Source organism: Neisseria zalophi, from assembly GCF_008807015.1.
Classification (GTDB): domain Bacteria; phylum Pseudomonadota; class Gammaproteobacteria; order Burkholderiales; family Neisseriaceae; genus Neisseria; species Neisseria zalophi.
Genome location: NZ_CP031700.1, coordinates 1802603 through 1826899 on the forward strand (window position 1 = coordinate 1802603; position 24297 = coordinate 1826899).

Annotated in this window: 20 protein-coding genes, 2 tRNA genes and 3 rRNA genes; 12 read left to right on the forward strand and 13 right to left on the reverse strand. The window is 45.3% G+C overall.

From position 1 onward, the window contains the following. Positions 1 to 448 precede the first annotated feature (448 nt). Both uvrB and D0T92_RS11410 read left to right on the forward strand, forming a co-directional pair. On the forward strand, positions 449 to 2479 hold the full coding sequence (gene uvrB / locus D0T92_RS08360) for an excinuclease ABC subunit UvrB (RefSeq protein ID WP_151051934.1): 2031 nt from the start codon (positions 449 to 451) through the stop codon (positions 2477 to 2479). Positions 2480 to 2514: 35 nt separating this feature from the next. After that, positions 2515 to 3078 (forward strand): hypothetical protein, encoded by a 564-nt coding sequence (locus tag D0T92_RS11410; protein ID WP_191963627.1) that lies wholly within the window; start codon positions 2515 to 2517, stop codon positions 3076 to 3078. A gap of 330 nt (positions 3079 to 3408) precedes the next feature. Here the strand turns inward: D0T92_RS11410 and D0T92_RS08370 are convergent, their stop codons facing one another. Next, a complete protein-coding gene (locus D0T92_RS08370) occupies positions 3409 to 4461 on the reverse strand; it encodes a hypothetical protein (RefSeq protein WP_151051936.1) in 1053 nt (350 codons plus the stop codon). 232 nt (positions 4462 to 4693) lie between these two features. Here D0T92_RS08370 and D0T92_RS08375 point away from each other — a divergent pair, with 232 nt between their 5' ends. Both D0T92_RS08375 and D0T92_RS08380 read left to right on the forward strand, forming a co-directional pair. Continuing rightward, positions 4694 to 5041, forward strand: a complete 348-nt coding sequence (locus tag D0T92_RS08375; protein ID WP_151049971.1) for a helix-turn-helix domain-containing protein — start codon at positions 4694 to 4696, stop codon at positions 5039 to 5041. Positions 5042 to 5067: 26 nt separating this feature from the next. Continuing rightward, on the forward strand, positions 5068 to 5841 hold the full coding sequence (locus D0T92_RS08380; protein ID WP_263641704.1) for an IS3 family transposase: 774 nt from the start codon (positions 5068 to 5070) through the stop codon (positions 5839 to 5841). Between the two features lie 98 nt (positions 5842 to 5939). Here D0T92_RS08380 and D0T92_RS11415 read toward each other — a convergent pair whose 3' ends face one another. After that, positions 5940 to 6110, reverse strand: coding sequence for a hypothetical protein (locus tag D0T92_RS11415; RefSeq protein WP_191963628.1), 171 nt, complete (start codon positions 6108 to 6110; stop codon positions 5940 to 5942). 428 nt (positions 6111 to 6538) lie between these two features. On the opposite strand from D0T92_RS11415, the gene D0T92_RS08385 reads away from it, so the two are divergent. After that, on the forward strand, positions 6539 to 7078 hold the full coding sequence (locus tag D0T92_RS08385; RefSeq protein ID WP_151051938.1) for a lipocalin family protein: 540 nt from the start codon (positions 6539 to 6541) through the stop codon (positions 7076 to 7078). 88 nt (positions 7079 to 7166) lie between these two features. On the opposite strand, the gene D0T92_RS08390 is transcribed toward D0T92_RS08385, so the two are convergent. Then, entirely contained in the window at positions 7167 to 8426 is a 1260-nt protein-coding gene (locus D0T92_RS08390; RefSeq protein ID WP_151051940.1) for a glutamate-5-semialdehyde dehydrogenase, read from the reverse strand. Between the two features lie 432 nt (positions 8427 to 8858). Here D0T92_RS08390 and D0T92_RS08395 point away from each other — a divergent pair, with 432 nt between their 5' ends. Together D0T92_RS08395 and D0T92_RS08400 are read left to right on the forward strand one after the other, a co-directional pair. Next, a complete protein-coding gene (locus D0T92_RS08395; RefSeq protein ID WP_191963629.1) occupies positions 8859 to 9794 on the forward strand; it encodes a LysR family transcriptional regulator in 936 nt (311 codons plus the stop codon). Between the two features lie 113 nt (positions 9795 to 9907). Beyond that, entirely contained in the window at positions 9908 to 10471 is a 564-nt protein-coding gene (locus tag D0T92_RS08400; RefSeq protein ID WP_151051942.1) for a YceI family protein, read from the forward strand. A gap of 92 nt (positions 10472 to 10563) precedes the next feature. On the opposite strand, the gene D0T92_RS08405 is transcribed toward D0T92_RS08400, so the two are convergent. The 4 genes from D0T92_RS08405 to D0T92_RS08420 form a co-directional block, all read right to left on the reverse strand. After that, positions 10564 to 10845, reverse strand: coding sequence for a hypothetical protein (locus D0T92_RS08405; RefSeq protein WP_151051944.1), 282 nt, complete (start codon positions 10843 to 10845; stop codon positions 10564 to 10566). 255 nt (positions 10846 to 11100) lie between these two features. Further along, positions 11101 to 12162, reverse strand: coding sequence for an ABC transporter permease subunit (locus D0T92_RS08410; protein ID WP_151053035.1), 1062 nt, complete (start codon positions 12160 to 12162; stop codon positions 11101 to 11103). Positions 12163 to 12273: 111 nt separating this feature from the next. Further along, positions 12274 to 12768, reverse strand: coding sequence for a thiol peroxidase (tpx, locus tag D0T92_RS08415; RefSeq protein WP_151051946.1), 495 nt, complete (start codon positions 12766 to 12768; stop codon positions 12274 to 12276). A 24-nt stretch (positions 12769 to 12792) separates the two neighbouring features. Beyond that, a complete protein-coding gene (locus D0T92_RS08420) occupies positions 12793 to 13398 on the reverse strand; it encodes a DUF4230 domain-containing protein (RefSeq protein ID WP_151051948.1) in 606 nt (201 codons plus the stop codon). Between the two features lie 278 nt (positions 13399 to 13676). Between D0T92_RS08420 and ribBA the strand changes: the two genes are divergently transcribed. The 5 genes from ribBA to D0T92_RS08445 all read left to right on the forward strand — a co-directional run bounded on the left by ribBA (position 13677) and on the right by D0T92_RS08445 (position 18318). After that, positions 13677 to 15035 (forward strand): bifunctional 3,4-dihydroxy-2-butanone-4-phosphate synthase/GTP cyclohydrolase II, encoded by a 1359-nt coding sequence (gene ribBA / locus D0T92_RS08425; protein ID WP_151053036.1) that lies wholly within the window; start codon positions 13677 to 13679, stop codon positions 15033 to 15035. Between the two features lie 152 nt (positions 15036 to 15187). Further along, on the forward strand, positions 15188 to 16117 hold the full coding sequence (gene ribF, locus D0T92_RS08430; RefSeq protein ID WP_151051950.1) for a bifunctional riboflavin kinase/FAD synthetase: 930 nt from the start codon (positions 15188 to 15190) through the stop codon (positions 16115 to 16117). 158 nt (positions 16118 to 16275) lie between these two features. Next, positions 16276 to 16665, forward strand: a complete 390-nt coding sequence (locus D0T92_RS08435; protein WP_151051952.1) for a RidA family protein — start codon at positions 16276 to 16278, stop codon at positions 16663 to 16665. A 129-nt stretch (positions 16666 to 16794) separates the two neighbouring features. Next, positions 16795 to 17631, forward strand: coding sequence for a symmetrical bis(5'-nucleosyl)-tetraphosphatase (locus tag D0T92_RS08440; RefSeq protein ID WP_151051954.1), 837 nt, complete (start codon positions 16795 to 16797; stop codon positions 17629 to 17631). Positions 17632 to 17826: 195 nt separating this feature from the next. Continuing rightward, entirely contained in the window at positions 17827 to 18318 is a 492-nt protein-coding gene (locus D0T92_RS08445; protein WP_151051956.1) for a peptidylprolyl isomerase, read from the forward strand. 128 nt (positions 18319 to 18446) lie between these two features. Here the strand turns inward: D0T92_RS08445 and D0T92_RS08450 are convergent, their stop codons facing one another. The 6 genes from D0T92_RS08450 to D0T92_RS08475 all read right to left on the reverse strand — a co-directional run bounded on the left by D0T92_RS08450 (position 18447) and on the right by D0T92_RS08475 (position 24264). Next, on the reverse strand, positions 18447 to 18743 hold the full coding sequence (locus D0T92_RS08450; RefSeq protein WP_151051958.1) for a ComEA family DNA-binding protein: 297 nt from the start codon (positions 18741 to 18743) through the stop codon (positions 18447 to 18449). 201 nt (positions 18744 to 18944) lie between these two features. Further along, positions 18945 to 19057, reverse strand: a 5S ribosomal RNA gene (gene rrf / locus D0T92_RS08455). Positions 19058 to 19171: 114 nt separating this feature from the next. Beyond that, positions 19172 to 22060 (reverse strand): 23S ribosomal RNA (locus tag D0T92_RS08460). Between the two features lie 341 nt (positions 22061 to 22401). After that, positions 22402 to 22477 (reverse strand) — tRNA-Ala (locus tag D0T92_RS08465). A gap of 42 nt (positions 22478 to 22519) precedes the next feature. Continuing rightward, positions 22520 to 22596 (reverse strand) — tRNA-Ile (locus tag D0T92_RS08470). Positions 22597 to 22723: 127 nt separating this feature from the next. Next, positions 22724 to 24264, reverse strand: a 16S ribosomal RNA gene (locus tag D0T92_RS08475). The 16S, 23S and 5S rRNA genes sit together here with 2 tRNA genes alongside, the layout of an rRNA operon. Between the last annotated feature and the right edge of the window lie 33 nt (positions 24265 to 24297).

Sequence of the window (24297 nt, forward strand, 5' to 3'; positions counted from 1 at the left end):
CTTTTTCAGTAATAATATGCAAACATTGGCAGCATGGTCTGATAAAGCATTCACTCTAAGATAAGCATAAAAGGTTAAAGTTCAAATATGTTTTGACATATTTATTTAAAATAAATACCTTTGTATTCAGTAAGCATATAAAAGTTTTTTAAATATTGATTTATCTTAAACCGCCGCCACTTATTTCCCATCTTAGCCAACCGTTGCAAAAATGCATTAAATCTTACCAAACAGCCTGCCCGCAATACTCAGGCCGTCTGAAAACCGTCAATACCCATCCCACTATTTCACCGTCCGCAGAGAATACGCACACAATCCCATCCTTGCCATAATTTGCAATACTTTACCGGCCGGCCATCTTTCCCGCTCCCCATCCGCCAACGCCCTAGAATCATCAGCTTGCTTGGCGATATAATCTAAAGTTTCCGCCATCACATCAAAGCGCGCTATGCAAGTTATCCAATACGAAAACTCCCCGTTTAAACTACACCAGCCGTTCCCGCCCGCCGGCGACCAGCCCACCGCCATTGCCGGCCTACTCGAAGGGCTTTCAGACGGCCTCGCCTACCAAACCCTGCTCGGCGTAACCGGTTCGGGCAAAACCTACACCATGGCCAATGTAATTGCCCAAAGCGGCCGCCCCGCCATTATTATGGCGCACAACAAAACCCTTGCCGCCCAGCTTTACGCCGAAATGCGCGAATTTTTCCCCGAAAACGCGGTGGAATATTTCGTTTCATACTACGACTATTATCAGCCCGAAGCCTATGTACCCAGCCGCGATCTGTTTATTGAAAAAGACTCCGCCATTAATGAGCACATCGAACAGATGCGCCTTTCCGCCACCAAAAACCTCATGACCCGCGACGATGTAATTATCGTCGCCACCGTTTCCGCCATCTACGGTATCGGCGACCCCACCGAATACCAACAAATGGTTTTATCCGTTAAAGAAGGCGATACCATCGAACAGCGCGACATTATTTCCACCCTCGTTTCCATGCAATACGAACGCGGCGAAACAGATTTCAAGCGCGGTTCGTTCCGCGTGCGCGGCGACGTTATCGACGTGTACCCCGCCGAAAGCTCCGACAACGCCCTGCGCATCAGCCTGTTTGACGACGAAATCGACCGCCTCGACCTTTTCGACCCGCTCACCGGCGGCAGCCTGCAACGTGTCGGCCGCTACACCGTTTTCCCCTCCAGCCATTATGTAACCCCGCGCGAAACCGTATTACGCGCCTGCGAAAGCATCAAACAAGAATTGCGCGAGCGCATCGACTTCTACACCAAAGAAAACCGCCCCGTCGAAACCCAACGCATCGAACAACGCACCCGCTTCGACCTCGAAATGCTCTACGAAATGGGCTTTTGCAAAGGCATCGAAAACTATTCCCGCCACTTTTCCGGCAAAAAAGAAGGCGAACCGCCCCCCACCCTGATGGACTATCTGCCCGATAACGCCATTATGTTTATCGACGAAAGCCACGTTACCGTCACCCAAATCGGCGGCATGTATAAAGGCGACGCCAGCCGCAAACAAAACCTGGTCGACTATGGCTTCCGCCTGCCCTCCGCCCGCGACAACCGCCCGCTCAAATTCCATGAATTTGAAAAAATCATGCCGCAAACCATATTCGTATCCGCCACCCCCGCCAAATACGAAGCCGAACACGCCGGCCAAGTGGTCGAACAAGTCGTCCGCCCCACCGGATTGGTCGACCCCCAAATCGAAATTCGCCCCGTCGGCACTCAAGTGGACGACCTGCTCAGCGAAATCCACCTGCGCATCGAAAAAGGCGAACGCGTACTCGTGACCACCCTCACCAAACGCATGGCCGAACAGCTCACCGACTATTACAGCGAACTCGGCATCAAAGTGCGCTATCTGCATAGCGATATCGACACCGTAGAGCGCGTAGAAATCATCCGTGATTTACGCTTAGGGCTGTTCGACGTTTTAGTCGGCATCAACCTATTGCGCGAAGGCTTGGATATTCCCGAAGTTTCCCTGGTCGCCATTTTAGATGCCGACAAAGAAGGCTTCCTACGCAGCCACCGCAGCCTGATTCAAACCATCGGCCGTGCCGCCCGCAACGTCAACGGCCTCGCCATCCTCTATGCCGACAAAATCACCGATTCTATGAAAGCCGCCATAGACGAAACCGAACGCCGCCGCGAAAAACAAATTAAATTCAACGAAGAACACGGCATCGTACCGAAACAGATTAACAAACAGGTAAAAGACATTATCGACGGCGTATATCACGACGAAGCCGGCAGAAAAGGCAAAGGCAGGGGCAAAAAAGACAAAGTAAAAATCGGCGAAATCCACAATGAAGAAGACGCCTTAAAAGAAATCGCCAAACTCGAAAAAGCCATGCAACAAGCGGCACGAGATTTACAGTTTGAAGAAGCGGCGGTTTTAAGGGATAAGATTCGGGGGATTAAAGAAGGGTTGTTGTTTGGGAGTGAGTGATTAAATTTTAATTTTTATAAATCAATGGAAATAACATGAACGCACCAAATTTTAATTTTGATCTATTTATAAAAAATTCAAATTTTTCAGATTATACTTCTTTCAATATCATTAAAGATGCATTAAAAACACCTGATGAAGTAGGATCGACATTACGTATGCATCTATTTTTTGAACGGATACTAGAATCTTGGATTTACGCAAATTGTAATAGAGAAGATTTTTTTGAAAATACACAAGTAGGATTTTGGACTAAATTACAAATTGCAAGTAATTTAGGACTTCCACAAGAAGTTTTTGATATTGCAAAGAAATTAAATAGAATCAGAAATAAAATTGCACATCATTTAATTAATGAATCATCTAATGGAATAGATAACTCATTGTTGGATAGTTTAAAAGATATTTTTAAAAATAAAATAATCAAAAACCATCCTCAATGGCAAGGTAACGATATAGGAATGTTTTTTTATGATGACGATGGAAATCCAGAAATATCTGTCAATATAAATGACAAAAATTTAAAGCAGCATGTTTTACTCACAGTTATTTGCACTCTAACCCTGACATATTTAGTTATAAAATCTAAAGAAAATTAATTTTAATTTCCTTTAGATTTTATGCAGAACAATTAAAAACTATAAAATAATAAGCAAACTTATTTTAAAAAGCTAACTCACTCTCACTTAGCAAGCGTAGGATGTGTGCCATCGGCACGCACGCGTTGCCCGAATCCCGATAATCCGCGTGCGTGGCTTGCGCCTCACACCCTACAAAGGTTTTATCCCGCAAGCACCAATTCAAAATAATCCCCCCCTTTATCAAAAATAAGGCCCTGAAAAACAATCTTCAGACGGCCTTGAATATTAACAATACAAATACGGCAACCATTCTCCACCATCTATATGAAAATAAACATTTAAATTATATTATCTATCATAACTATTCATTTCTATCCAATCTGCAGCCGAAATATCTCCCCCTTTACTCCAGCCATAAATATCTGTGGCAATATCTTCAATATTTAAATTAGATTTTTCACTAGATATAATATCCACCTCACTATTATCGGCATTTTCTATTGTAGGAGTATTTGAAATTTGTTTAGAAGCTGCACAAACCTTACAAGGAAGAAATCCTAGCTCCTCAAGAATAGAACTATCTTTGATTGATAAATTTGAATTCATAGCGGTTTCATAGTAATAAATGAGTAATAAATCCTGCATAGGATATTTGAATTTTTCTTTAAACTCCCCTGCTAAGTCTTTAAACTCCTCTGCTAAGCCTTTACTTTCACAATAATTATTTTTTATAGAATCAATTATATTTTTTTCATTTGTAGTTAAACTTTTATACCATGAATCAAATTTGCGCAATAATTCATCAATCTTCTTTTTCAACTTAGATAAGTTATGATTATCCAATGCTATTGGACCACTATTTGTATAAATCTCTTTACTAAAGCGAGTCCAATCAACCCTACCCCATTTTAATTCTACTTGAGCTAAAAATTTAGATTGCATTCCATTTTCAAGCCACTCTTTCGGGCTCTGATAATAATTTTCCTCATTAACCTTCGTTTTAAACCAATCTCGAAATTTTCTTACTCCTTCCTTACCATATTTACCTAAAAAATCAACAGGAAGGTTATAATTTATATAATCTTTCTGAAGCCATTCACAATGATTATTCTCATGAAATCTTGGTTTTTTTGGTTCTAAAGCTGTTTTGTAAAAATCTTCTGTTTTGATTTTTAACCATTTATGAGTTTTTATCTCTTTATTCAATGGATGATCAGAATCAGTTAATAATATTTTACACAAGTACAACCTAGCTTTTTCTAAATTAGTAAACCAATCAATTACTTTATCTTCATAAACATCTTTATGCTGAATATCTTCTATTTTCAAACCAAAATTACCAAAGACAGTCTCTGGATCAGCAATTAATCTACTAAAATTATATTGAGATATATAAGCCATTTTATTCCTTTGTAATTGCAATAAAAACTATAATTATTATTATAATTTTATAAAAAATAAAAACAAGTAAATATAACAATTGCTACAAAGATTTTATACCACAAGCAAGCGTAGCAACTGTGTTACCCGTGCCGATTACTTTATATGGTTTTAATTATTTAAGGCCGTCTGAAACATGAACTGCACCCCAAAAGTTGGACACTCCTCCAACCCATTAAGGTGCAGTTTTCTTATGAGCAAATATACATTAGACTTTAAATACCAAGCCGTACAATATTATCAGCGCGTACGCAGCCAACAGCGTACTGCCGATCACTTTAATATTTCCCGTACCCATTTACGCCGTTGGATAGCCGCATACAACCAAGGCGGCATCCGCGCACTTGAGCATCCGCAGGCCATTATGATCATCAAACGCAAAAACCCCTTTATCGTCGATAAACCCGACCACGAAAAAACACAGGCGGAACTAATCGAAGAGTTGCGCTATATGCGGGCGGAGAACGACTATCTAAAGGAATTAAAAGCCCTCAGGCAGAAAGAAGCGGTCGCCAAAAAAGCGAAGCCGTCCAAGCACTGAGGGCAAAACATCCGCTTAAATACCTGCTGCACAGTGCTGCACTGCCCAAAAGCAGCTTTTATTACCACCACGGCCGACCCGATCCGGACGAACAGGACAAAGCTACCGTTGCCGAAGTTTATGCCCGCCATCAAGGGCGTTACGGATACAGGCGGATTGCCGCCACTTTGTCATGGAATAAGAAAAAGGTTGCCCGTTTGATGAAACTGCTGCAATTGAAAGCCAAAGTGCGTCCGAAAAAAGCCTACCGCCATCCGGCAATGGGAGAACCGTCGGATAATATTCTGAACCGCCGCTTTGAGGCGCAAAAACCCAATGAGAAATGGCTGACAGATGCCACCGAATTCAAGTGCAGCAATGGTAAACTGTATCTGTCACCGATATTGGATGTATTTAACCGCGAAATCGTCGCTTATGCGATGAGCCGTCGCCCGAACAGCGAGATGGTGGAAAGAATGCTGAATGATGCGGTCTGCAAACTGACAAAGGCAGATAAAGTGCTGCTGCATTCCGATCAAGGTGTGCTATACCGTACGGAAGCTTACCGCCGCACGTTGGCGGAACACGGCATAGTGAAGAGTATGTCGCGTAAAGGCAATTGTTGGGACAATGCACCGATGGAAAGCTTCTTTGCGATACTGAAGACGGAATGCTTTTATCAAGAAGGCAAACTTTCGACAACAGAGCTGATGCAGACAATAGATGACTATATACGATACTACAATCATGACAGATGTAGTTTGAAATTGAAAAAGCTGAGTCCTGTGGCATACAGAACCCAGCTCGAAAAGGCAGCCTGAAAAGGCTTTTATGTTTGTCCAAGATTTGGGGGTCAGATCAACATTATCTTTCAGACGGCCTTATATGGTGTTTAAACCATTAATCCAATCTTCAATATTTAGCGTACTTTACTAATCAAATCGCCATAACCTTCGGCTTCCATTTGTTCCAGCGGGATAAAGCGCAGCAAGCGTAGGGTGTGTGCCATCGGCACGCACGCGTTGCCTGAATCCCAACAAGCCGCGTGCGTGGCTTGCGCCTCACACCCTACAAAGGTTTTATCCCGCAAGCACCCATTCAAAATAATCCAATCACACCCACCCTTTATCAATCATCAAGGCCGTCTGAAAACAATCTTCAGACGGCATTAAATATTTTGGCAATACCAATCCGGCAACCATTCACCGCCCTTTGTAGGGGCGGATTATATATCCGCCCGTGTCGGCAGTGCCCACTATAAAACAAACAACAAACCGCTTGAGCTAAAACCCTATCAACACATCCCAACACTTGCCTATTCATAAACAGCGGGCGGATATGCAATCCGCCCCTACATATTCAATCATCAAGCCGTCTGAAACTTTTTCAGACGGCCTTTTATCAAACAAAACCATATCATATATAAACATCACTATTTTGAGACAGTTCACTTCAATCATGCTATTCTAAAAATGTTTCACTCCATTGAATTATTATTATTTATTAAGGAGTTGTAAAATGAATATTCGATTGCTATTTTCAGCAACTATCGCCTTATCGGCAGCAGTGGTTTTGGCGGATGATTTACCTGCTTTGGAAACGGTTGCCGAAGTTGATTTGGCAAAATATTCCGGAAAGTGGTATGAAATTGCCCGCCTGCCCATGCCCTATCAAAAACAATGTGCTGCTAATGTTTCTGCAACTTATATTCCCAATGCCAACGGTACTATTCGCGTGATTAACCGTTGTTTGGCGGATAACGGCAGTTGGTCGGAAGCAGAGGGATTAGCAAAGCCGCAAAATGAAGCCAATAGTAAATTAAGCGTAACGTTTATGCCTAAAGCATTGCGTTGGCTGCCTATCGGTAAAGCACCTTATTGGGTTATGGCTTTAGATGAAAACTATGAAACGGCAATGGTAGGCCAGCCGGATAGAAAATATTTATGGATACTCTCGCGCAAACCGCAAATGGATGAGGCGGTTTATCAGGCTTATTTAAAGCAGGCTCAAGAACAGGGTTATGATTTATCCACTTTAATACATACCAAACAGTTTTAAACCGCTATCTTCCATACTAATTAGCAGCAGGCCGTCTGAAACTTTTTCAGACGGCCTAATTCAATAAACACCACCAATCAATAAAACCCTAACTTCTCACCTGCCCGTTCCCCAATACAACCCATTTCTGAGAAGTCAAACCATTCAAACCCACCGGACCGCGTACATGGATTTTATCGGTTGAAATGCCGATTTCCGCGCCTAATCCGTATTCAAAGCCGTCGGCAAAACGGGTACTGGCGTTCACCATTACGCTGGCACTATCAACCATGCGTAGGAATATTTGGGCATCGGTATAAGATTCGGTCACAATACTGTCGGTATGATGGCTGCCGTGCAGGTTAATATGTGCCATTGCGTCGTTTAGGCTGTCGACCACTTTAACCGCTAAAACAGGGGCTAAATATTCGGTGTCCCAATCTTCGGGGGAAGCGGCTTTAATATTATTTAATATGGTAAGTGTTCTATCGCAACCGCGCAGCTCAACCCCTTTTTCACGGTATTTTTCGGCCAATAAGGGCAATATCTCGGCCGCCCTATCCTGATGTACCAATAAGGTTTCCATGGTGTTGCAGGTGCCGTAGCGCGAGGTTTTGGCATTGAATGCGATATCAACGGCTTTTTGGGTGTCGGCGGCTTTATCGATATAAACATGACAGATGCCGTCGAGGTGCTTAATCACGGGCACCCGTGCTTCGCTGCTGATGCGGGCAACCAATGACTTTCCGCCGCGCGGGATAATCACATCAATCAAATCGGGCGATTGCAGCATGGCGCCGACGCTTTCGCGGCTGGTATTTTCTATCAGGCTCACTGCGCCCGCAGGCAGGCCGTTTTCTAGCAATGCCTGAGTAATCAGTTTGGCAATCGCCATATTGCTGTTAAAGGCTTCGCTACCGCCGCGCAAAATGCAGGCATTGCCGGATTTCAAACACAAAGCGGCTGCATCAACGGTTACATTCGGGCGCGATTCGTAAATAATGCCGATTACGCCGAGCGGCACGCGCATTTTGCCGATTTGCAAGCCGTTGGGACGCAAACGGAATTCATCCATTTCTCCCACGGGATCAGGCAGGGCGACAATCTGCCGCAAGCCTTCGCTCATGCCGGCAATGGTTTTTTCGGTGAGTTTCAAGCGGTCGAGCAAGGCGGCATCCAAGCCTTTGGCTTCCGCGTTTTCCAAATCCAGTGCGTTTGCCTCTAAAATCTCGTTTTGATGTTGCTCGATTAATTCTGCCAACAATAACAATGTGGCGTTTTTTTGGGCGGTAGATGCTCCGGCCAGCGTATAGAATGCTTGTTTGGCAGCGGTGGCGGTTTGGCGTACATATTCTTGAATATTCTGCATAAGGAAATCCGGCAAATCGTAAAGAAAAAGAGGTTTTTGATAATAAGGCCGTCTTAATAAGATTGCAAGCAGGCTTAAATTATCTGAATTTTATCTAACGGCTAATACAATAAAACCATGAATATCCAGAATAATGGGGAAATATATACACAAGTAGATTTCAAATAAATTAACCAAAGTTATAATAGCAATGATTATAAATGGTTTTGCCTTTTAGATTTTATATATAATAGGCCGTCTGAAATTTTTCAGACGGCCTATTATAATCATACTTACACCCTATGAATCAGCAAGGTATTTCATATAAAATCAGCAAAATACTTATTTTATAAAAACGAATAATTTAAAAACGCTCAAATCAGGCAATATACAATACACTGAGCAGGCCGTCTGAAACGGCCGGCAATCATTTCATAGTAGAAGGAACATGTTTTGGATACTTTTTTAAGCATGAAAGTTTTCCGCCAAGTGGTAGAAAACGGTAGTTTTACCAAAGCCGCCGACCGAATGGATTTATCTGCCGCGATGGTCAGCAAACATGTACGCCATTTGGAAGAAAGCATTGGTGCCAAATTATTATTGCGCAATACCCGCAGCCTAAGCCTCACCGAAGCAGGAAACGAATATTTCCGCCAATGTGCCTACGCACTGGATACTTTAGAACAAGCGGCGCAAAAAGCCGCTTCCGGCGTTGCCCATGCACAAGGCTTATTGCGCATCACTGCACCGGTATGGTTTGCCTCGCCAATGTTTTCCCAATGGCTCACCGAATACGCAGAACTATACCCCGATATTACTTTAGAAGTAGAGCTGGATAACCGCCACAGCGATCTCGTCGGCGAGGGATTCGATTTGGCTTTGCGGGCATCTGATTTTCCCGCATCTTCATTGATTGTCCGCCGTCTCGGTACGATACATATGCTATTGTGTGCTTCAGCCGATTTTATTGCCCGCCACGGCCTGCCCCGAAACATCAGCGAAGCGGAAAACTGCCCTGCAGTATTGCCTAGCTATGCCGATATGCGCATCAAAACGCTTTATCCCAACCAAGATACTCAGAAAAGCAAAGGCGAGGATATACACCTTAAGCCGGTTTTCAGCAGTAATAACAGCACAATGGTGCACCAAATGATTATGGCCGGACTTGGCATCGGATATGTACCCGATTGCTTGGTTTACAACGACATTGATACCGGCAAACTGGTTAGGCTGCTGCCTGCTTATGAAATGCCTTCCCACCCGCTTTATGCCGCCTACGCCGATCGCCAATACCTGAGTGCCAAAGTACGCAGCTTTATTGACTTTATTAGTGAAAAACTGATGCAGCCCTATAGCCAGCGCAGTTATGAAGGAGAAAGTAAGTCTTAATACAGACCATAACAAAATCATACAAAAAATAATTATTATAGCTATTGGATTTACCATAAGATTGACTAAAATATTTTTTTGCTCATCACAAAAAAAGAAAAGAGGAGAAACAAATGAAAAAAATCTTATCTGTGCTTATTGTTTCCGTTTTATCTTCAACGGCTTTAGCGGCCACTTATCAAATAGATCCTGATCATACCAACGCCCGATTCAGTATTGATCACTTCAAGACCAGCACAAATGTTGGCGGTTTTTACGGATTAACCGGCCAATTGGAATTTGATCAAAACAAACATACCGGCTCCATCGATATTTCTATTCCCGCAAATTCTATTCATACCGGAAGCCCCCAACTGACCCGTCATTTACAAGGGGCGGATTTCTTTAATACAGCCCAACATCCCCAGATCCGTTTTGTTTCCAGAAAATTCAACTTTAAGGGAGATAAATTGGCTTCGGTAGACGGCAATCTGACCATGAGAGGGCAAACCCACCCTGTCAGACTCACTGCTCAGAAATTCAACTGTTATGATAATCCTATTTTAAAAACCCTAACATGCGGCGGTGATTTTACTACCAACATAGACCGTACCCTTTGGGGTATGGATTATTTGGTTGATATCGGCATAACCAAAACAGTCTTATTAACTATTCAAGTTGAAGCAGGTAGAAAATAATACCTGGCATATTCCGGCAGTCGGTAAATGCTACGACCCAAAAACAAAGCCCTTGAGCATAAACTGCTCAAGGGCTTTGTTTTATCAAAAAATTATTTACAGCTTACACCTTGGATTTTCGGTGTATCACCACTACCGACTTTAAAAGTACATTTGGTATCGCTGCTACCGGAAACGCTCAAATTACCACCACTCAAACTCAAGCTCACCGGCTCTTTTACGCCCATGCTTACCGCAGTAGAAGCAAGCTTTTGTACGTTTTCTTCTGTGTAAGGTGTGTTATTGGAAGCTACTTTAATCTCTTTAGCCGCATAAGCATTTACGCCTACTGCAAGTGCTGCAAGTGCAGCCAAAGCTAAGAATTTATTTTTCATTTAAAAATTTCCTTTAAGGATAACGTAAACAATACGTCGTTAAACACAGGATATGGGCAAAACAGACAAACTGCAAGCCCACACCTGCTTTTTACGCCTATTTGTGGTAATTCCCGCATAATAATTTCATGCCGAAATCACACTAATGCTTTTATAAATCAAACCAATAAAGGCAAGAATCAAACGCTGCCCCGTTCTTATTTCCTTTTTTCAGACGGCCTTAAGGCTTCAAATGATAACCCGCCTATTCACCCATCAGCCTTTACCGCTCTGCCCACCAAAATGAATACGCGGATCAACCCAGGAATAAGAAATATCCGACAATAGCTTGGCCAACAAACCCATCAGCGTAAACACATATAAAGTACCCATCACCAACGGATAATCACGTTTCACCACGGCCTCATAAGACAATAAACCCAATCCGTCTAAAGAAAACAACGTTTCAATCAGCAAACTACCGGTAAAAAACGCCCCGATAAATGCTGCCGGAAACCCGGTAATCAGCGGAATCATGGCATTGCGAAACACATGCTTCATTAAAATCTGACGCTCGGGTAGACCTTTGGCACGGGCGGTATAAACATATTGACGACGGATTTCTTCCAAAAATACATTTTTAGTCAACACCGTCATCACCGCCAAATTACCCGCCACCGAAGCGGTTACCGGCAAAGCGATATGCCACAAATAATCAGCAATTTTTCCGCCGAAACTCAAACTTTCCCAATCATCACTCACCAATCCGCCCTGCGGAAACCAAGCAAAGAAACTGCCGCCGCCAAACAATACCAACAGCACCAAGCCCAAAACAAAAGGCGGAATGGCATAGCCGACCAAAATCACCATACCCGACACCGCATCAAATCGGGAACCGTCGCGTACCGCTTTCATAATCCCCAACGGAATACAGATAAGATACGTCAGCAGAAACGTCCATAAGCCCAAACTCATCGATACCGGCATTTTTTCTTTTACCAACTCAAATACGGTTTGATGATGAAAAAAACTCTCACCCAAATCAAAACGGGCAAACCGACCGACCATTTCGACAAAACGGGTCAACGGCGGTTTATCAAAGCCATAGAGTGCATTGAGCGCGGCCATTTCATCCGCCCCCAAGCCGCCGCTGCGTTTTAACATACCGCCGCCGGCGTTGGCAGCTACTTCACCCCCGCCCCCGCCTTGTGTCAGCTGTTGAACCATCTGCTCCACAGGGCCACCGGGCACAAACTGGATAACGGCAAATGTTACTGCCAAAATTCCCAATAAAGTGGGAATCAACAATAACAAACGTTGCAGGATATACCGCCCCATCATAGCTCTCTTTTCATGTTATGCGCTGATTGCTTAAAGCAGGCATCTTATCAAGATTAAGGCCGTCTGAAAATCACGGTTTTTTCAGACGGCCCCAATAAATAACAAATCTTACAATACCGCTAATGCTGCTTCATAATTAGGTTCTTGAGCAATTTCACTCACCAATTCGCTATGCAGCACTTGGTTGTTTTCATCCAATACCACAACTGAACGGGCAGTCAATCCTTTCAATGGGCTGTCTGCCAGCAAAACACCGTAATCTTGAGCAAATGCACTGCGGAAAGTCGATAACATCACCACATTTTCAATACCTTCCGCACCACAAAAGCGGGCTTGCGCAAAAGGCAGATCGGCTGAAATACACAATACCACGGCATTATTCAAGGTAGCCGCTTTTTCATTAAATGTACGCACGGATTGTGCGCAAACACCGGTATCCACACTCGGGAAAATATTCAGAACTTTACGTTTGCCCGCAAAATCAGCCAAACCTTTATCCGATAAATCACCGGCGGTTAATTTAAATTCCGGTGCCGTTTGGCCTTTTTCCAAAAAAGTACCGCTTACTTCAACAGGATTACCCTGTAAAGTGACTTGAGACATACCATTTCCTTTTCAAAGTTAACATCAAGCCGCCTTGCATGGTGGCAACGCGGCAGGATAAACAGACACATTGGTTTGTGTCAGCGCAAATAGGGTTTCAAGCTGTTGCTGAGCCTGAATTTGTGCATGAGAGAGAATATCGGCTTTGCAAGCACTTGCCAATACTTGTTTTTTGGCCTGTTCCTGCACGGTTTGAAACACGCCCTTATCAATCGGATGCAATCCGAGCGAGCCCGTTTTAATATCATACACATCAATATTGTCGAGATTCACACTGAGTATTTCAACCGGCGGCAAGCTGATAATCACCTTATTGCCAACCACATTCACATTCTCAGCCGTCAATTTATTCAGATCCAACCCAGCCAATACCCGCCCTTGGGCAATAAACAAACCGGTTTGCGAATCCTGCCATAACGCATACCAGTTACCCTTCTTTTCGGTTTTAATAATGGTATCAATATAAAAGGCTGTACTTTCCAGCCGGTTAATATTTTGAATTTGGGTTAATACACCTTCCCGCGTCAGCACTTGCGTAGCAGGCTGTTGCTTATTTTGCCAAACATACCAAGCAGCAACAGCCAGCACGGCCAACAAAACAATGGTTAGAATACGGAATAAAACTTTCATATCAGCAATACACTTTATGTTTGAAGTAGCAGCAATATAATGTTTTTTATGAAAATTTCAATACCAATAGCTAAAAAATACCCATTCAGGCCGAATGTATTCGGTCATTCTAAGCTTGATTAAGAATGTCCAAAGGCCGTCTGAAAACTTTTCAGATGGCCTTAAACAACCCATTTTTATATTTACCAAATAGTAAATAGTATATCAACAAAACCTATTTGCTTTTTGGTAAACACAAACCTATAATGCCATTCCAACAACCTTACCCAATCAGCAATATGGATACTGTAGCACGACGGCGGCACAATCTGCGCCAATGGATTACCAAGCATTACGGTGGGCAACAGGCACAATTTGCCGCAGCAGCGGCCATTAATGCCGGTGAATTATCCGCCCTGCTGAAAAACAAATCCTTCGGCGAAAAAAAAGCCCGCAAAATCGAACATTCGGCAGGCATGCCGGCCATGTGGCTCGATACCGACCATGGCGACAAGCCTGTCAATCAGACATCCCCATCCCATATCAATACAGAATCGAACCGGAATATGAGTAAAATTTCCCCCATCCCCGAAATCCTTGCCGACATTAAAGCCGGCAAAATGGTTATTATCACCGACGCGGAAGACCGAGAAAACGAAGGCGATTTGATTATGGCCGCCCAATTCGTTACTCCACAGGCCATTAACTTTATGATCAAACACGCCCGCGGTTTGGTATGCCTGCCGATGAATGACGAATTGGTCGACCGCCTCAACCTGCCGCAAATGACTCAGAAAAACGGTGCCCAATACGGCACCAACTTTACCGTATCAATCGAAGCCGCACACGGTATTTCAACCGGCATTTCCGCCGCCGACCGCGCCTTAACCATTCAAACCGCCGTATCGCCTGCCGTGAAACCTGAAGATATTGTCCAACCCGGCCATATTTTCCCACTGCGTTCACAAAAAGGCGGCGTCCTCGTGCGTGCCGGACACACCGAAGCAGCCGTCGACTTGGCGCAAATGAGCGGATTGATTCCCGCCGGTGTAATTTGTGAAATCCTCAATGACGACGGCACTATGGCACGCATGCCCGAATTGATGAAATTTGCCGAAGAGCACCAAATCAAAATTGGTACGATTGCCGACTTAATCGAATACCGCAGCCGTACCGAAAGCTTGTTGGAAGAAATGGGCGATACCACAATCAATACACCTTGGGGCACATTCCAACAACACGTTTATGTCGATAAACTTTCCGGAGAAACCCATCTGGCTTTGGTAAAAGGCACCATCAATCCCGATAAAGAAACACTCGTTCGCGTACACGAACCTTTCAGTGCCATGGATTTTCTACAAGTCGATCCCAATCATTCATGGTCACTACCCGATGCTTTAACCCATATCCATCAAGCGGAAAGTGGCGTAGTAATTCTTCTTCACAGAACGGAAGACGGTAGCGCGCTGCTTGACCGCACACTTCCGAAAAGCAGTTTCCAAGTCAAAAAGTGGGATAGAAAAACCTATGGTATCGGCGCACAAATTCTCGCCGGTCTAAACGTACAAAAAATGCGCGTTATGGGTCAACCTTCTTCCATGAACGGCTTAACAGGCTTCGGCTTGGAAGTAACCGGATTTGAAGAAGCACAAGCATAAAACGTTAACCATACGGAAAGCAGAATAAAGGCTGTCCACCGCACCCTATCGGCAGACAGCCTGTTCTATTTTAAGCGTTCAATCAGATTTCCCATTGAAACCGATTAAGTTTACAATAATCTGTTTTTCTTTTACACACAGGCAATAATCTTATGAAAATCTGGTTCGGTTTGGGCAGCCGCCCCGACTTTCCGCAGGGAGCTGCCGTCACCATCGGCAATTTTGACGGCGTGCACCTTGGCCACCGTCACATCCTGCAGCGACTCAAGCAAGAAGCCGACAGTCGCAACCTACCGGTTATAGTTATTATTTTCGAACCGCAACCACAAGAATTTTTTGCCCGCAAATCAAACCGCAAACAGCCCCACCGTCTAAGCCCGCTTCGTACAAAATTACGGCTCTTGCGTGATACAGGTTGTGTCGATGCCGTATGGGTATTACGTTTTAATCAGGCTTTTGCCAATATTAGTGCACAAGATTTTATCGACCGACTGCTTGGTGAAACACTTCATACCAAATATATGCTGATTGGCGATGACTTTCGCTTTGGCGCAGGAAGAGAAGGCAACTTCCAACTGTTGCAAAACCAGCCCGGTATGGTTGTCGAAAGCACACCCTCCGTTTTGGTTGAAAATATCCGTGCCAGCAGCACTGCTATCCGACAAGCTCTTTCAGACGGCCTTTTATCCTATGCCCGTAAACTGCTCGGCCATGACTACGCTCTCAGCGGGCGTGTAAAACACGGTGCCAAACTCGGGCGAACCATTGGCTGCCCCACAGCCAATATACAATTGCCACAACACCACTACCCGCTTAGCGGCGTTTTTGTGGTTGAAGCCGAAGGTGAATTCGGTATACGGCGCGGTGTAGCCAGTTTTGGCTTTAACCCCACCGTATCCCAAAACCGCCGTCAAAAATTAGAAGTTCACCTTTTTGATTTCAATGGCAATCTATATGGCCAACGCCTGCGGGTACGTTTTCTACACAAATTGCGCGATGAGGCCAAATTTGACAATATAGACGATTTGAAAAAACAAATTTGGGCAGATATGGATGCTGCCAAAAATTGGGTAGAATCCTAAATATTACGAAACTTTATATGGTTCTATAAAATAGAAAACATTTAAAGTAAGTAATGTCATTATGATTCGCCGTCTGAAATGCTTTTTATTGTGAACCCATGGTTCCGGCAATAGCCGACTTTCAGTCCGTATATATACTTTTATACAAGGAGATTTCAATGAGTAAAACCATTATTCATACCGACAACGCCCCTGCCGCTATCGGCGCATACAGCCAAGCCGTTCGTGCAGGTAATACTGTCTATATGAGCGGCCAGATTCCACTTGATCCTGCAACCATGACCGTTGTCGGCGACGGAGATTTTCGCGCAGAAGCCCATCAGGTTTTTAAAAACCTGAGAGCAGTTGCCCAAGCTGCCGGTGCTTCACTTGACGACATTGTGAAAGTAAATGCTTATCTGATCGACTTAGGCAATTTCGCGATTTTTAACGAAGTGATGGCTGAATATTTCACCCAACCCTATCCTGCCCGTGCCGCAGTCGGCGTTGCCGCTTTACCCAAAGGGGTACAAGTAGAAGCCGAAGCCGTATTGATTGTAAAAGACTAAATTAAAGTAATGGCCGTCTGAAACTTATTTGCCATTATGTATTATATAGATAAAACGAATGTCATTATTTTCAGACGGCCTTTAACCTTACCAATCAATCATCAGACCATACCTACGGATTCACACACAATGGCACACTACGCGATCGGCGATGTACAAGGCTGCTTTCAAGAATTGACCGCACTGTTAAATAAAATCGACTTTAACCACGGCAAAGATACACTCTGGCTTACAGGTGATATTGTCAACCGCGGCCCTCAATCACTGGAAACGCTGCAATTTGTTATGCAACACGAAAGCAGTATCCGTACCATCCTCGGCAACCATGACCTTCATCTTTTAGCTGTTTCTTATGGCTATGGCGAAATTAAACGTGGCGATACTATTTTACCGATTCTCGAACATCCCAAAAGCAAAAAAATGCTGGACTGGCTACAATCCCAACCCTTATTAATACATGGGGAAAATCATGTATTAGTCCACGCCGGCTTATTGCCGCAATGGGATATTTCTCAAGCCGAAAGTCTGGCACGGGAAGTTGAAACGGTATTACAAGGCAATGATAAAAAGGCTAAAAATTATTTTTCCCATATGTACGGCAACAAACCACGCACATGGAAATCCGATTTAAGCGGCTACGACAGGCTGCGCATGATTACCAATGTTTTCACCCGTATGCGCGCCATCACTATCGACAAAAACAAACTGGATTATGATTTCAAAGCAGGCTTAGATAAAATGCCCAAAGACCTTTGCGCATGGTTTGAAGCACCCAACCGCCAACATTTAAGCCATACCATTGTTTTCGGCCATTGGTCGGCATTGGGTTATTTAAACCAATATCAAGTCATTTCACTCGACACCGGCGCATTATGGGGCGGGAAGCTTACTGCTATTAATCTTGAAACAAACGAGATTACACAAGTGCCATCACAAAGCGGCCTACACTGGAAAACAGCTTTATAATATTATTCAAGGCCGTCTGAAAACCTTCTTCAGACGGCCTTGAATTTTAACAGTCACTCCTTATCTACAATAAATACAATAGACAATAACAACACATATAATAAAACAACACGAAAAAATTTAAATTATTTTCTTGATTTCCTCTAAAATAGAATAGCAATCATTTTTTCCAACAACTAAGTAAAGGACTTCCTCATGATTAAACTGCATACAAATTTCGGCATCATCGGCATCGAGCTTGATCACGAAAAAGCCCCAATCACCTCAGCTAACTTTGAACAATATGTCAAAGACGGTTTTTATGATGGTTTGATTTTCCATCGTGTTATCAAAGGCTTTATGATCCAAGGTGGCGGTATGGATGAAAACATGAATGAAAAAGAAAATCGTGAGCCGATTCAAAATGAAGCCCAAAACGGCTTGAAAAATGATAAATATACTATTGCCATGGCACGTACACAGGCTCCCCACTCAGCCTCTTCACAATTTTTTATTAATACAAAAGACAATACTTTCCTAAACCATACCGAACCAAGCCTACATGGTTGGGGATATGCGGTATTTGGTAAAGTAGTGGAAGGCCAAGACGTTGTAGATGCTATTGAAAACGTTAAAACCAAAAATCATGGTTATCATGCTGATGTACCGGTTGATCCAGTAGTGATTACCAAAGCAGAAATCGTATAAAAATAACTCCTTAATAAACAACTTTTCCTTTTTGCCCGCTTCAAGGTAAAACGAAGCCCCATTATCTTGATGGGGCTATTGTCTTATCTTTATCCACCGACAACCGGAGTCTGCCAAGGCGGCTGTATTTACTTTTTCAGGGCGGGTTTGGCTTTTTTATTGGCATTGGCGGCATTGTCGGCGGTAACGGCCTCTTCGCGCACCTTCGCTAAAATACCGTCGCCAATCCCCTTCACATTCTTCAACTCTGCCACCGACTTAAAGGCACCATTCTCATCACGGTAGGCCACAATCGCCGCCGCCTTCGAGGGCCCGATACCCGGCAGCTCGGCCAACTCCTCCGCCCCCGCCGTATTGATATTCACCGCTGCCGCAGCCATCGTCACCGATAGCGCCGCCCAGATGCCCAACAAATAACGCTTCATCACTGCTCCTTTGTCGTTGTGTATAAGATACCGTCTTCTTCCCAGACAGCAGCCCCATCATAAAGCAGCATACAAGTATTAACAATTATTATCACTGCATTTATCATATCTGTTGTCATGACGTCACAATAAGTATTTGTAATATATCTCTGTAAAAAGCAAAAACCCCTGATAGTATTCTATCAGGGGTTCGGTATAAGTGTCTGGCAGTGACCTACTTTCACATGGGTATCCACACTATCATCGGCGCTGAGTCGTTTCACGGTCCTGTTCGGGATGGGAAGGCGTGGGACCAACTCGCTATGGCCGCCAGACTAAACTGTCAAATCGGTAAAGCCGTTTTTATTTCAATCAACTGTTTCGGTAATGTTTGTATCGTATCCTTTTGAAGGATACAGTAAGCTTTCATCTGAAGTTCTTCAAATGATAGAGTCAAGCCTCACGAGCAATTAGTACAGGTTAGCTCCACGTGTTACCACGCTTCCACACCCTGCCTATCAACGTCCTGGTCTCGAACGACTCTTTAGTGCGGTTAAACCGCAAGGGAAGTCTCATCTTCAGGCGAGTTTCGCGCTTAGATGCCTTCAGCGCTTATCTCTTCCGAACTTAGCTACCCGGCAATGCGACTGGCGTCACAACCGGTACACCAGAGGTTCGTCCACTCCGGTCCTCTCGTACTAGGAGCAGCCCCCGTCAAACTTCCAACGCCCACTGCAGATAGGGACCAAACTGTCTCACGACGTTTTAAACCCAGCTCACGTACCACTTTAAATGGCGAACAGCCATACCCTTGGGACCGACTACAGCCCCAGGATGTGATGAGCCGACATCGAGGTGCCAAACTCCGCCGTCGATATGAACTCTTGGGCGGAATCAGCCTGTTATCCCCGGAGTACCTTTTATCCGTTGAGCGATGGCCCTTCCATACAGAACCACCGGATCACTATGTCCTGCTTTCGCACCTGCTCGACTTGTCGGTCTCGCAGTTAAGCTACCTTTTGCCATTGCACTATCAGTCCGATTTCCGACCGGACCTAGGTAACCTTCGAACTCCTCCGTTACTCTTTGGGAGGAGACCGCCCCAGTCAAACTGCCTACCATGCACGGTCCCCGACCCGGATTACGGGCCTGGGTTAGAACCTCAAAGACACCAGGGTGGTATTTCAAGGACGGCTCCACAGAAACTAGCGTCTCTGCTTCAAAGCCTCCCACCTATCCTACACAAGTGACTTCAAAGTCCAATGCAAAGCTACAGTAAAGGTTCACGGGGTCTTTCCGTCTAGCAGCGGGGAGATTGCATCTTCACAACCATTTCAACTTCGCTGAGTCTCGGGAGGAGACAGTGTGGCCATCGTTACGCCATTCGTGCGGGTCGGAACTTACCCGACAAGGAATTTCGCTACCTTAGGACCGTTATAGTTACGGCCGCCGTTTACTGGGGCTTCGATCCGATGCTCTCACATCTTCAATTAACCTTCCAGCACCGGGCAGGCGTCACACCCTATACGTCCACTTTCGTGTTAGCAGAGTGCTGTGTTTTTAATAAACAGTCGCAGCCACCGATTCTCTGCGACCCTCCAATGCTTACAGAGCAAGTCTTTCACATCGAAGGGCATACCTTCTCCCGAAGTTACGGTATCAATTTGCCGAGTTCCTTCTCCCGAGTTCTCTCAAGCGCCTTAGAATTCTCATCCTGCCCACCTGTGTCGGTTTGCGGTACGGTTCAATTCAAACTGAAGCTTAGTGGCTTTTCCTGGAAGCGTGGTATCGGTTACTTCTTGTCCGTAGACAATCGTTATCGCTTCTCGGTGTTATGAAAGTCCGGATTTGCCTAAACTTTCCACCTACCGGCTTGAACAAGCTATTCCAACAGCTTGCTAACCTAACCTTCTCCGTCCCCACATCGCATTTGAATCAAGTACGGGAATATTAACCCGTTTCCCATCGACTACGCATTTCTGCCTCGCCTTAGGGGCCGACTCACCCTACGCCGATGAACGTTGCGTAGGAAACCTTGGGCTTTCGGCGAGCGGGCTTTTCACCCGCTTTATCGCTACTCATGTCAACATTCGCACTTCTGATACCTCCAGCAACCTTCTCAAGTCACCTTCTTCGGCCTACAGAACGCTCCCCTACCATGCATGCAAGCATGCATCCGCAGCTTCGGTTACAGATTTGAGCCCCGTTACATCTTCCGCGCAGGACGACTCGACCAGTGAGCTATTACGCTTTCTTTAAATGATGGCTGCTTCTAAGCCAACATCCTGGCTGTCTGGGCCTTCCCACTTCGTTTACCACTTAATCTGTCATTTGGGACCTTAGCTGGCGGTCTGGGTTGTTTCCCTTTCGACAACGGACGTTAGCACCCGCTGTCTGTCTCCCATGATTGCACTTTCCGGTATTCTTAGTTTGCCATGGGTTGGTAAGTCGCAATGACCCCCTAGCCATAACAGTGCTTTACCCCCGGAAGTGATACATGAGGCACTACCTAAATAGTTTTCGGGGAGAACCAGCTATCTCCGAGTTTGTTTAGCCTTTCACCCCTATCCACAGCTCATCCCCGCATTTTGCAACATGCGTGGGTTCGGACCTCCAGTGCGTGTTACCGCACCTTCATCCTGGCCATGGATAGATCACTCGGTTTCGGGTCTACACCCAGCAACTAGACGCCCTATTAAGACTCGGTTTCCCTACGCCTCCCCTATCCGGTTAAGCTCGCTACTGAATGTAAGTCGTTGACCCATTATACAAAAGGTACGCAGTCACACCTAAAGGTGCTCCCACTGTTTGTATGCATCAGGTTTCAGGTTCTATTTCACTCCCCTCCCGGGGTTCTTTTCGCCTTTCCCTCACGGTACTGGTTCACTATCGGTCGATGATGAGTATTTAGCCTTGGAGGATGGTCCCCCCATATTCAGACAGGATTTCACGTGTCCCGCCCTACTTGTCGTATATTTAGTACCACCAATGAAATTTCGAATACGGGGCTGTCACCCACTATGGCCAAGCTTCCCAGCTTGTTCTTCTATCTCAATGGCTATCGTATACAGGCTCCTCCGCGTTCGCTCGCCACTACTTGCGGAATCTCGGTTGATTTCTTTTCCTCCGGGTACTTAGATGGTTCAGTTCTCCGGGTTCGCTTCTCACTCCCTATGTATTCAGGAGCGGATACTGCACAGAATGCAGTGGGTTTCCCCATTCGGACATCACCGGATCATAGCTTTATTGCCAGCTCCCCGATGCTTTTCGCAGGCTTACACGTCCTTCTTCGCCTATCATCGCCAAGGCATCCACCTGATGCACTTATTCACTTGACTCTATCATTTCAAGAACCTCTTTGACTTCATCTAAATTACCGTTGACGAGTAATCAGATTAGATGTTCATACTTTGATAAAGCTTACTGCTTTTGTTGTGTGTAACTTATGCCTTTTGTCTTTCATAAGTTACTCGATACAATCATCACCCAAATACTGTACAACTTACCTTTCGGTAAATCGACATTGTCTTTGTTTGTTGATTTCGGCTTTCCAATTTGTTAAAGAGCGATGCATGCCTACTAAACAACGACTGTTGCTTAGTCACTTTGCAAATTAAAAACAGCTTTTAAAGCTGGCTTTAATTTAAAAAGTAGCAATATGTTTTAACCTAGCGGCTTTTGGTGGAGGCAAACGGGATCGAACCGATGACCCCCTGCTTGCAAAGCAGGTGCTCTACCAACTGAGCTATGCCCCCTTATCCGTCCGGACAGCTTCTACAACCTGCCCGAAGAATCTCTGGTGGGTCTGGGAGGACTTGAACCTCCGACCCCACGCTTATCAAGCGTGTGCTCTAACCAGCTGAGCTACAAACCCAAGGTCTCTATTGTCTTAACAACAGACAGCTTATAGCTTGCGCATAAGCATTCTTAAAACTTCTCATGCATCTTTTACACAGCTTACCGATAAGTGTGAGTACCCAACAACCTCTTCTTTTCTCTAGAAAGGAGGTGATCCAGCCGCAGGTTCCCCTACGGCTACCTTGTTACGACTTCACCCCAGTCATGAAGCATACCGTGGTAAGCGGGCTCCTTGCGGTTACCCTACCTACTTCTGGTATCCCCCACTCCCATGGTGTGACGGGCGGTGTGTACAAGACCCGGGAACGTATTCACCGCAGTATGCTGACCTGCGATTACTAGCGATTCCGACTTCATGCACTCGAGTTGCAGAGTGCAATCCGGACTACGATCGGTTTTATGAGATTGGCTCCACCTCGCGGCTTGGCTACCCTCTGTACCGACCATTGTATGACGTGTGAAGCCCTGGTCATAAGGGCCATGAGGACTTGACGTCATCCCCACCTTCCTCCGGCTTGTCACCGGCAGTCTCATTAGAGTGCCCAACTTAATGATGGCAACTAATGACAAGGGTTGCGCTCGTTGCGGGACTTAACCCAACATCTCACGACACGAGCTGACGACAGCCATGCAGCACCTGTGTTACGGCTCCCGAAGGCACTCCTCCGTCTCTGGAGGATTCCGTACATGTCAAGACCAGGTAAGGTTCTTCGCGTTGCATCGAATTAATCCACATCATCCACCGCTTGTGCGGGTCCCCGTCAATTCCTTTGAGTTTTAATCTTGCGACCGTACTCCCCAGGCGGTCAATTTCACGCGTTAGCTACGCTACTAAGGCATCAAGTGCCCCAACAGCTAATTGACATCGTTTAGGGCGTGGACTACCAGGGTATCTAATCCTGTTTGCTACCCACGCTTTCGGGCATGAACGTCAGTATTATCCCAGGGGGCTGCCTTCGCCATCGGTATTCCTCCACATCTCTACGCATTTCACTGCTACACGTGGAATTCTACCCCCCTCTGACATACTCTAGCTACCCAGTTTCAAACGCAGTTCCCAGGTTGAGCCCGGGGATTTCACATCTGACTTAAGTAACCGTCTGCGCCCGCTTTACGCCCAGTAATTCCGATTAACGCTCGCACCCTACGTATTACCGCGGCTGCTGGCACGTAGTTAGCCGGTGCTTATTCTTCAGGTACCGTCATATGTTCGTGGTATTAGCACAAACCCTTTCTTCCCTGACAAAAGTCCTTTACAACCCGAAGGCCTTCTTCAGACACGCGGCATGGCTGGATCAGGGTTGCCCCCATTGTCCAAAATTCCCCACTGCTGCCTCCCGTAGGAGTCTGGGCCGTGTCTCAGTCCCAGTGTGGCGGATCATCCTCTCAGACCCGCTACTGATCGTCGCCTTGGTAGGCTCTTACCCCACCAACTAGCTAATCAGACATCGGCCGCTCGAATAGCGCGAGGTCCTAAGAGCCCCCGCTTTCCTTCTCAAAGCGTATGCGGTATTAGCCATCCTTTCGGACAGTTATCCCCCACTACTCGGTACGTTCCGATGCATTACTCACCCGTTCGCCACTCGCCACCAAAAGAGCAAGCTCTTCCGTGCTGCCGTTCGACTTGCATGTGTAAAGCATGCCGCCAGCGTTCAATCTGAGCCAGGATCAAACTCTTATGTTCAATCTCTAACTTATAACTTCTGGTCTGCTTCAA